At 68.5% G+C, this 8,116-nt stretch carries 7 protein-coding genes; all 7 read left to right on the top strand.

Annotated elements, in window-relative coordinates:
• Positions 1-560: hypothetical protein (locus tag GE253_RS26510; protein ID WP_211101437.1), on the top strand; the 560-nt coding region annotated here is incomplete at its 5' end.
• A complete protein-coding gene (locus tag GE253_RS12770; protein WP_153204515.1) occupies positions 524-808 on the top strand; it encodes a hypothetical protein in 285 nt (94 codons plus the stop codon). The genes GE253_RS26510 and GE253_RS12770, both read left to right, overlap by 37 nt.
• A gap of 4 nt (positions 809-812) precedes the next feature.
• Positions 813-2,036: an AAA family ATPase gene (locus GE253_RS12765; RefSeq protein WP_153204514.1), complete on the top strand. Its 1,224-nt coding sequence runs from the start codon at positions 813-815 to the stop codon at positions 2,034-2,036.
• A 5-nt stretch (positions 2,037-2,041) separates the two neighbouring features.
• A complete protein-coding gene (locus GE253_RS12760; RefSeq protein ID WP_153204513.1) occupies positions 2,042-2,980 on the top strand; it encodes a DUF58 domain-containing protein in 939 nt (312 codons plus the stop codon).
• A complete protein-coding gene (locus tag GE253_RS12755; protein ID WP_153204512.1) occupies positions 2,977-4,590 on the top strand; it encodes a VWA domain-containing protein in 1,614 nt (537 codons plus the stop codon). Before GE253_RS12760 ends, GE253_RS12755 begins: the two co-directional genes overlap by 4 nt.
• Positions 4,587-7,181: a VWA domain-containing protein gene (locus tag GE253_RS12750; RefSeq protein WP_153204511.1), complete on the top strand. Its 2,595-nt coding sequence runs from the start codon at positions 4,587-4,589 to the stop codon at positions 7,179-7,181. Before GE253_RS12755 ends, GE253_RS12750 begins: the two co-directional genes overlap by 4 nt.
• Positions 7,178-8,116 carry a hypothetical protein gene (locus tag GE253_RS12745; RefSeq protein ID WP_153204510.1) on the top strand — a complete coding sequence of 313 codons (939 nt, stop codon included), beginning with the start codon at positions 7,178-7,180 and terminating at the stop codon, positions 8,114-8,116. The genes GE253_RS12750 and GE253_RS12745 overlap by 4 nt, the downstream gene beginning before the upstream one ends.

Here is an 8,116-nt window from a genome sequence, read left to right as displayed (position 1 = left end):
TCAGGGTTCTGGCGGTGGTCAAGGTTCCGGTGGTGGCCAGGGTTCTGGCGGTGGTCAAGGTTCCGGTGGTGGCCAGGGTTCTGGCGGTGGTCAAGGTTCCGGTGGTGGCCAGGGTTCTGGCGGTGGTCAAGGTTCCGGTGGTGGCCAGGGCTCCGGCGGTGGCCAGGGTTCTGGTGGCGGCCAGGGCTCCGGCGGTGGCCAGGGTTCTGGTGGCGGCCAGGGCTCCGGCGGTGGCCAGGGTTCTGGTGGCGGCCAGGGCTCCGGCGGTGGCCAAGGTTCTGGTGGCGGCCAGGGTTCTGGCGGTGGTCAAGGTTCCGGTGGCGGCCAGGGTTCTGGCGGTGGTCAGGGTTCTGGTGGCGGCCAGGGCTCCGGCGGTGGCCAGGGTTCTGGTGGCGGCCAGGGCTCCGGTGGCGGTCAGGTTCAGCCGGTGGCGGTGGGCAGTGGTGGTGGTCAGAATGCTGCGGGCAGTGGTGCCCGCATCGTTTCGATCACCGTCGGGGGCCCCGGCGGAGAGGGGACAGAGATGGTACGCGTTCCCGGCATGGGCCGGGAGCGGGTGACGGATGGGGAGCCGATGCCGCCCTTGCAGCGCTTCGACCCGATGGCGCTGCCCAGCACGCAGGAGGCAGGCAAGGCGCTGTCGATCGACCTGCCGGTATTGCGTGGTGGTGCGGCCGCAGCGGGGCGACCGGACAATGCGCCGGTACCGGATAGTCCGGCCCCGGCACGCAGGAACGACCCGCCCCCCCAGTCGGGGCAGCAGCCGCTGCCCGCCTGGGTCGGGCATGTGATGGGAGGGGGACGCTAAGTCCATGGTTGATATGGGGACGCCGGTGCTGCACCGGAATGATCTGGACTATGTGAAGTCGGTACAGGACGGGGTGGGCCGCACCATGTTCGGGCTGGAGGAGGTGCTCCGCCTGCTGATCGTGGCGCTCTATACTGGCGGGCATGTGCTGCTGGAAGGCAATCCTGGCCTGGGCAAGACCCAGTTGATCAAGGATCTGTGCGCCAATCTGGGCTTTGACGAAAAGCGCTGGGGCCGCATCCAGTTCACGCCCGACCTGATGCCGGCCGACATTACCGGCACCAAGATGCCGGTGGATGGTGACATGGGCCGGTTTGCCTTCCAGCCGGGGCCGCTGTTCCGCTGGCTGCTGCTGGCGGACGAGATCAACCGCGCCACGCCCAAGACGCAATCCGCCATGCTGGAAGCCATGGCGGAAGGGCAGGTGACAGTGCTGGGCCAGACGCACAAGCTGCGTCCGCCGGTACCGGTTACGGGTATGGGGGATACCTTGTCGGTGTTGCCGCCCTTCATGGTGCTGGCCACCCAGAACCCGATTGACCAGGAAGGCGTGTTCGACCTGCCGGAGGCGCAGGCCGACCGCTTCATGTTCAAGGTCAGGATGCCGTTTCCCAATGCCGGTACCCTGGGTTCCATCATTGACAAGGTGACCGGACCGCCGGCCGCCCCCGCTGGGCCGGCGGCCACGGCCGCCGGGAAAGGCTGGGGGGAGGAGGATGCGCTGCGCTTCTTCCACCGTATCGGCAGCGCCATCCGGGCGCTGGACCCGCCGCCGGTGGTCAAGGATCATATCGTCAATATCGTGCTGGCCACCAACCACCGTGCGGCGGAAGCCGTTGGCATTGATCAGCGCACCCAGGAGACGCTGGAGAAGTGGAGCCGGCACTTCGTCGATTATGGCGCCGGTCCCCGGGCGGCCACGGCGATGATGCTGGGGGCCAAGGGCTGGGCCGGTCTGTTCCTGGGCGGGGTGGATCATGCGGGCGCGGCACTGGGCCGGGTGGCCATGCCGGTGCTGCGCCACCGCCTGAAACTGGTGTTCGACTGGGAACACCGGTTCCTGGAAAAGGCGCAGGGCCGTTACAAACCCGTGCCGCCGGGCCGGGATGAACGGCATGATGCGCTGCTGGCCGAACTGGTGATGCTGACCGCCCCGACGGAGGCGGGATACCGCGATCTGATCGGGCAATCCCTGCGTGCCGCTGGCGTGGCCCTGCCGGAACGTTGATCCTGATGGCGCCGCACCTGCCCCCCTTCCCGTTGGACCCTACGCTGCTGGAGGCCTATCGCCTGAAAGCCGGCCGGCGCCTGCCGGCGGGGCAGGTGGGCGCGCATCTCCGGCGTATCCAGGGGCAGAGCCTGGAGTTCCGGGAGCATCGGCGCTATCTGCCGGGCGATGATTTCCGCCATATCGACTGGGCGGCCTCTGCCCGGCTGGGGCCGCTGGCCGAACCGCTGGTCCGCACCTATGCCGCCGAACAGCGCCTGACCATCGCGGTTTCGGTGGATACGCGGGAAAGTATGCGGCTGCCGGCAGCGGGGCGGAAGCTGGATATCGCCCTCTGGCTGGCACGGGCCATCGCCGGGGTGGCGCTGGCCTCTGGCGACCGGGTGCTGCTGCATCGGCTGTTCGCCACCGAGGATGCGCTGGAGGAATTCAGCGGCCGTCGGCTGCCGGCGCGTGCGCTGGCTTTCCTGGAACGGGCGGCGACCCGGCCGGCGACGGATGATTTTGATGATGCGGCCATCCTGCGCCGGTTGCCGCCGACCGCCGTGTGGATCGTGCTGACCGATCTTTATTTCGATGATCCGCAGGGGCGTTGGCAGCGGCTGCTGGCCCGGGCGCAGGAAGGGGCCCGCTGGGTCATCCTGGTGGAACTGGACAGCTGGCCGGCGGAACGGGCTATGCTGCTGGGGCCGACCCTGGCCAGCGGGCCGGGCCTGCCCGCCGGTCCCGTCCGCCGTCATATCGATGCCGATCAGGCCCTGATGGTGGAACAGCGCGTTTCCACCCATACGCGCGGCCTGTGGGAACCGGCGCGGCGCGGCGGGATCGACCATGTGCAATGGCGCTGGCCGGCGGAACCGATGGCCGATGGCGGGGCCGCCTTCTTCACCGACCGTTTTTTTCAGGAACCCGTCCTGGCCCGCCTGTTTGCGAGGCGCGCATGATCATTGCCGCCATCGCCATTCTGGCCGGTCTGCTGGGGCTGGTCGTGCTCTATATGCGGTTGCCGCAGTTCCGTACCGTCACCGTTTCGGCGGCGCGTTTCCTGCTGGAACTGCCGGAACCGGTCACGGCCCGCTGGCGCTGGGCACCCAGTATGCCGGTGCGGTCGGTATCCTTCTGGCTGCAATGCGGGGTCATCGCCTTGTTATTGGCCGCCATCCTGCTGGAGGCGTGGCGGGTGACGGGCATCAGCCGGACAAGGCTGGGTGTCTGGCTGCTGGTCGACAGTTCCTACAGCATGGCGACCCGGCAGGGATCGGGAACCCGGCTGGATCTGGCGCGGGCGGCGGTGGAACAGGCGATCCGCCGGGCCCAGGCGCAGGCGGGCAATGATGCCCCCTGTTTTCGGCTTTCCAGCTTCAACCAGCAGCGTACCGACCATCTGGATGATGGTACGGCCGACGCCACCCTGGCCCTGCTGAAGGGGCTGACGCCGCAACCGGTGGGTACAAATCTGGCGCTGCCGCTCGCCGCACTGCGGCTGCCGGCCAGCGGTGGCTGTGCGGTCAGCCATGTGGTGGTGGTGACCGACCGGCCGGCCCCCTCCGTTCCGGCTGGAACCGACCGGGCGCTGGTCTGGATCGATGTGGCCCAGCCGGTCGATAATATCGGGATCAGCGCAGTGGATATTCAGCGCGACCCGTTCTCCGGCGCGGTGCGGGAGGTAGCGGTGGCCATCACCGCCACCGGGACGCCGCCCGGCGATGCCAGGATGACCATCCTTGGCCCCGATGGCAGCCCCCTTCTGGAACGCCGGGCGGAATGGTCCCCCTATGGCCCGTGGCGCATTGTCTTTGAACCAGCCAAATCCGGTACCTATCGACTGGCCTTGTCGCCATCCGGTGCCTATGACGGGGATGATCTGGCGGAACTGGTGGTGGATGCCGGCGGACAGCCGCGCGTGGATTGGCGCCTGGCCGACCGAACCCTGCCAATGCGGCTGGGCTGGGCGCTTAGCACGGTCAACCCGACCTTGAAGGTGGTAGATGATCCGGCACAGGCCGGGCCGGAGCCGACCCTGGTGGTCGGTCCGGGTTATCGCCGCTCACCGGCCTCCCCCGTGGCCCTGTTCGCGGATCGTCATCCGATCCTGGCCGGGGTCAATTTTGATGTGCTGGATCAGGCGGGCATGAATGCGGCCCGCCTGCCGGTGGGTTTTACGCCCATCGCCGCCGATACGGCTCGCCATGTCTGGATTGCGGCGCGGGACGTGCCGCGTACCGCCTATATCCCTGGCCTGCCGCTGGCGGGGGAGGGGCCGGTGGAAAAGGCATCCATGCTGCTGTTCTTCAACAGTGTGCGCTGGCTGATGTCGGAAGGGTCGGCCCCGGCCCCGGCCCGCTGGCTGACGCCGAAGGGAACGGTGATTGATGCCGCGGTGGCAGAGGGGGATATGACGGGGGAGCCGGCCTCTTTCGGCAGCCTGGATGATCTGGTGCCCCGCGCTGCCCAGGATGGGGGTATCCCCGTCTGGCCCTGGCTGGTGGCCGCTGCCGCCCTGCTGTTCGCCCTGGAACGTGCCTATGCCGCCCGGTATTGGAGGGTGGCATGAACTGTCTGCTGCCGGGTCTGTTGTCCGGGGCGGGAATCGGCTGCGATGGTGGCGGCTGGGCGGGGACGCTGGCGCTGGTGGCGGCCCTGGCCGCCTTTCTGGCGGCTGGTATCCAATGTTGGCAGGCCCGCCGGGGTGGGCGGGGGCGCTGGGTTCTGGCACTGCCGGTGCTGGCCGGTCTCATCGGCTGGCTGCTGGCCTTGTCGGCTACCGGTCTCTGGTTCAGCCGGGAAGCCGGGCGGGAGGGGCGGCATCTGGCGGTGCTGGTCGACAGTTCCGCCAGCGCCCGGCGCACGCCCGAGCAATTGCCAACCACCCTGGCGCGTGTCGCCGACCGGGTGGGCGAGGCATCGCGCACGGCCGATCCGCGCGACAGTGCCAGTGTGCTGTTTGTCGCCGATGGCAGTGTCGCGGTCCATCCGGGCTTGCCGCTTGCCTCCCTGGCGGGGGCCTTGCCGGGACTGGCGGGCCAGAAAGGGCCGGCGGAGGGAAACAGCGATCTGGCCGCTGGCATCCGGGCGGCGGCGCGCAAGGTGCGCGATGCTGGCGGCGGGGCCATCCTGCTGGCATCCGACGGGTTGCAGACGCGCGGCGACGCGCTGGAAGCGGCGGGGGAAGCCGGCCACCTGGGCATTCCGGTTCATGTCCTGCCCGTTGCCAGCCCATCGCCCGGCATCGGGTTGATGGCCAGCCACTTGCCGCCGCGTGTGGCGGCGGGGGTGGAAACCCGGCTGCGGCTGGTGGTTGCCAATCCGCTGGACAGGGCAGGGCGCTTTAAACTGCGGGTGCAGTTGAACGGGGAAGGCACCCCGGTGGAGGCCGAGGCGGAGGTGCCGGCCGGCGCCAGCGGGGCCGTCTCCCTGCCCGTCATCTTCGCGGATCGCGGCTTGCAGTTCCTGGATATCGATCTCACCCCCGCAGAGGGGGGAGCATCGCAGCGTCGCCGTGCCTATACGCTTGTCGATACGCCGACGCGGATCGCCGCGCTGGGGCCGGCCGGTTGGCTGGCGGCCCTGCCCAGCGACAGCTATCAGGTTGAACGCTACGGCGACGGGCAGCCCTTCGCCCTGAACGACATCGATGTGGTGGTCATTGATGGTGTTCCGGCCAACCGTCTGGCGCCTGGCCAGGCCGAACGCGTTGCGGCGGCGGTGAAGGAAAATGGGGCCGGCCTGTTTCTCGCCAACGGTCCGCACAGGGGCCGGGACGAGGACCCGACGGTCTTGATGGGGTACGAGGAAACGGCGCTGGATCCCTTGCTGCCGGTGACATCCAAACCGCGGGAAATGCTGGTGGAACCACCGGGCCGTCAGGTCGTGATCATGGTGGATACGTCGGGTTCCATGTGTGGCCTTCCGCTGCGTCTGGCGCAGCAGCTGGGGGCCCATATTGTGGATCAGCTGCGCCCGCGCGACAGTCTCACTATCACCAGCTTTGCCAGTGGTTACAGCGACCTGCTGCGGAACGTCACGATGAGCGCCGCCGGCAAGGCAGAGGCACGGGCGAAGCTGGGTTCGCTTTCCTGTGGTGGCGGCACGAACCCCAACAGCGCCTTGGAGCGGCTGGCGGTGAAGAATGCCCAGCAATGCGGCCTGTTCTTCATCAGTGACGGGGGGTTCAGCCTGGGGGCCCGTCTGCCCGGCTGCATGACCACCATCTTCGCCATCGGTCAGACCGAAAATTCTGTCAACCGCGAGATGGCGCGGATGGGGGAGATGCATTTCATCAACGAACCCGGTGCCATCGGCGGGCTGCATCTGGGCTTCATGCAACCGGAAAAGCGCTCCAAACATTTTGAACCCGGAAATTACCGTCCGGACCTGCTGTTGCCGGGTTCTGGCCTGCTGCCGGACCCGCCGGGCGATCTGGACGGCAATGCGGTGACTTTCGTGCGCGATGGGGTGGAACTGGCGGCCACCCGCCCGCATCCGGTTGATCCCGTGCTGGCCTTTCTGGACAGCGGCACGGGGATGGCGGGTGTTTTCACCACCAATGTGCCTGCCGCCTGGGCGTCGGGTGCGGGTGCCCGCAGCGTGAAAGGCTGGATGGAACATCTGGTCGCCTGGCCACAGCGTGACCGCTATGTCTTTGATCTGGTGGAACAGGATGGTATCCCGACCCTGCTGCTGTCGCTGACCGTGCGGGATGGTCGCGTGCCGCTGGTGGAGCAGGTCTCCGCCTCGCTGCGGACGGCCAATGGCGATCAGCCCTTGCGAAGCGAGCAGGACCCCGCCGCCTGGGGCCGTTTCCGCCTGCGTCTGCCCGCCGCCCCGGTGAGCGGGGCGGCCATGCTGGTGCTGCGTGAAACCGGGCCCGATGCGCTGGACCGCGAACAGCGTATCCCCATCCGTCTGGGCACGATGGCTGATGGCGCCCCCGCCGTCGGGTCGGAACAATGGAGCTATGGCGTCGATACCGCCCTGCTGACCGCCCTGGCGGCGGCCAGCGGGGGCAGTTACGACCCGTCCGCCTTCATCCTGGGCGGTGCGGTGCCGCGTCCGCCGGCGGCGCTGCCATTGTGGCCCTGGCTGCTGGTGCTGGCGACCGCCCTTTATCTTGCCCTGATCGCCCTGTGGAGGTGGTTGCCGTGACCGATGCCGTTTCCGATGCCCGGTCTTTGCCACCGGTTCCCGGTCTGCCCCGCGATGGCCTGCTGTTCCAGCGGGTGGCCGTGGGGCTGCGGCCGCCTGTGCTGGCGATGTTGAACCGGCTGCTGAGCCCGCCCCCCTTGCCGGACAGGCGGCGATATTCGCCATGGGGGCCACTGGCCTCCCTGCGGGAGAAGGTTGATCGGTTGTGGGCCGAGATGCGGGATACAGGCCCGCCGCTGCCGGTTGCCGATCTGGACCGGCTGATGCGCCCCCCGGCCGTGGATGAGAAGCGGCTGCGCGCGCAATGGGGGATGCTTGATGTCCGGCTGCGCTACACCGAACTGCGCCCGGCGGAAATGGGCCAGTTGCTGACGGTACAGGCGGCGTTTGCCGATCGCTGGGCGGGCGTCGCCGACACGGTTCTGTCCCGGCACCTGCCCCGCTGGTTACGGCCAAGGCGCAAGCAGGTTGACGGATATTACATGCCCCCGCCCGCCTGGGGGCTGGTGGCGGGTCTGGCCTGGGACGATCTGGATTTCCGCCATGCCGTGGCGGCCCTGATACAGGGTTTCCTGCGCGAAAATTATCTGATCATCCCTGGCCAGATGCCGGTGCCGCGTCTGGCACCGGAGACCTGTTGGCTGCTGCTGGCGGCCGTGGGGCCGCGTCCGCGCCGCTGGTGGTGGCCGCAGCATTGGTTCCCCTCGACAAGGCGGGCCCGGCGGCTTGAACAGATGATCACGGCGCTGATCCCGACCACGCCGGACTGGGCGGGTTTTTGGGATTGGTGGGTCTTGCGTCGTTTGCTGACCCATCTGCCTGATTTGCCGGCACGGTTCGGCCCGGAGCTGGCGGCGTCCCTGGCAGCCGTTCCACCACCCCTTTCTGCCTCCCTGTCGCCCATTCCCAATTCCCCTGCTTCGATTGGCGGTTGA

The organism is Niveispirillum sp. SYP-B3756 (assembly GCF_009495745.1).
GTDB lineage: Bacteria > Pseudomonadota > Alphaproteobacteria > Azospirillales > Azospirillaceae > Niveispirillum.
The sequence above is the reverse complement of the archived record's forward strand: the minus strand, read 5'-3'. Positions and strand labels throughout refer to the sequence as shown.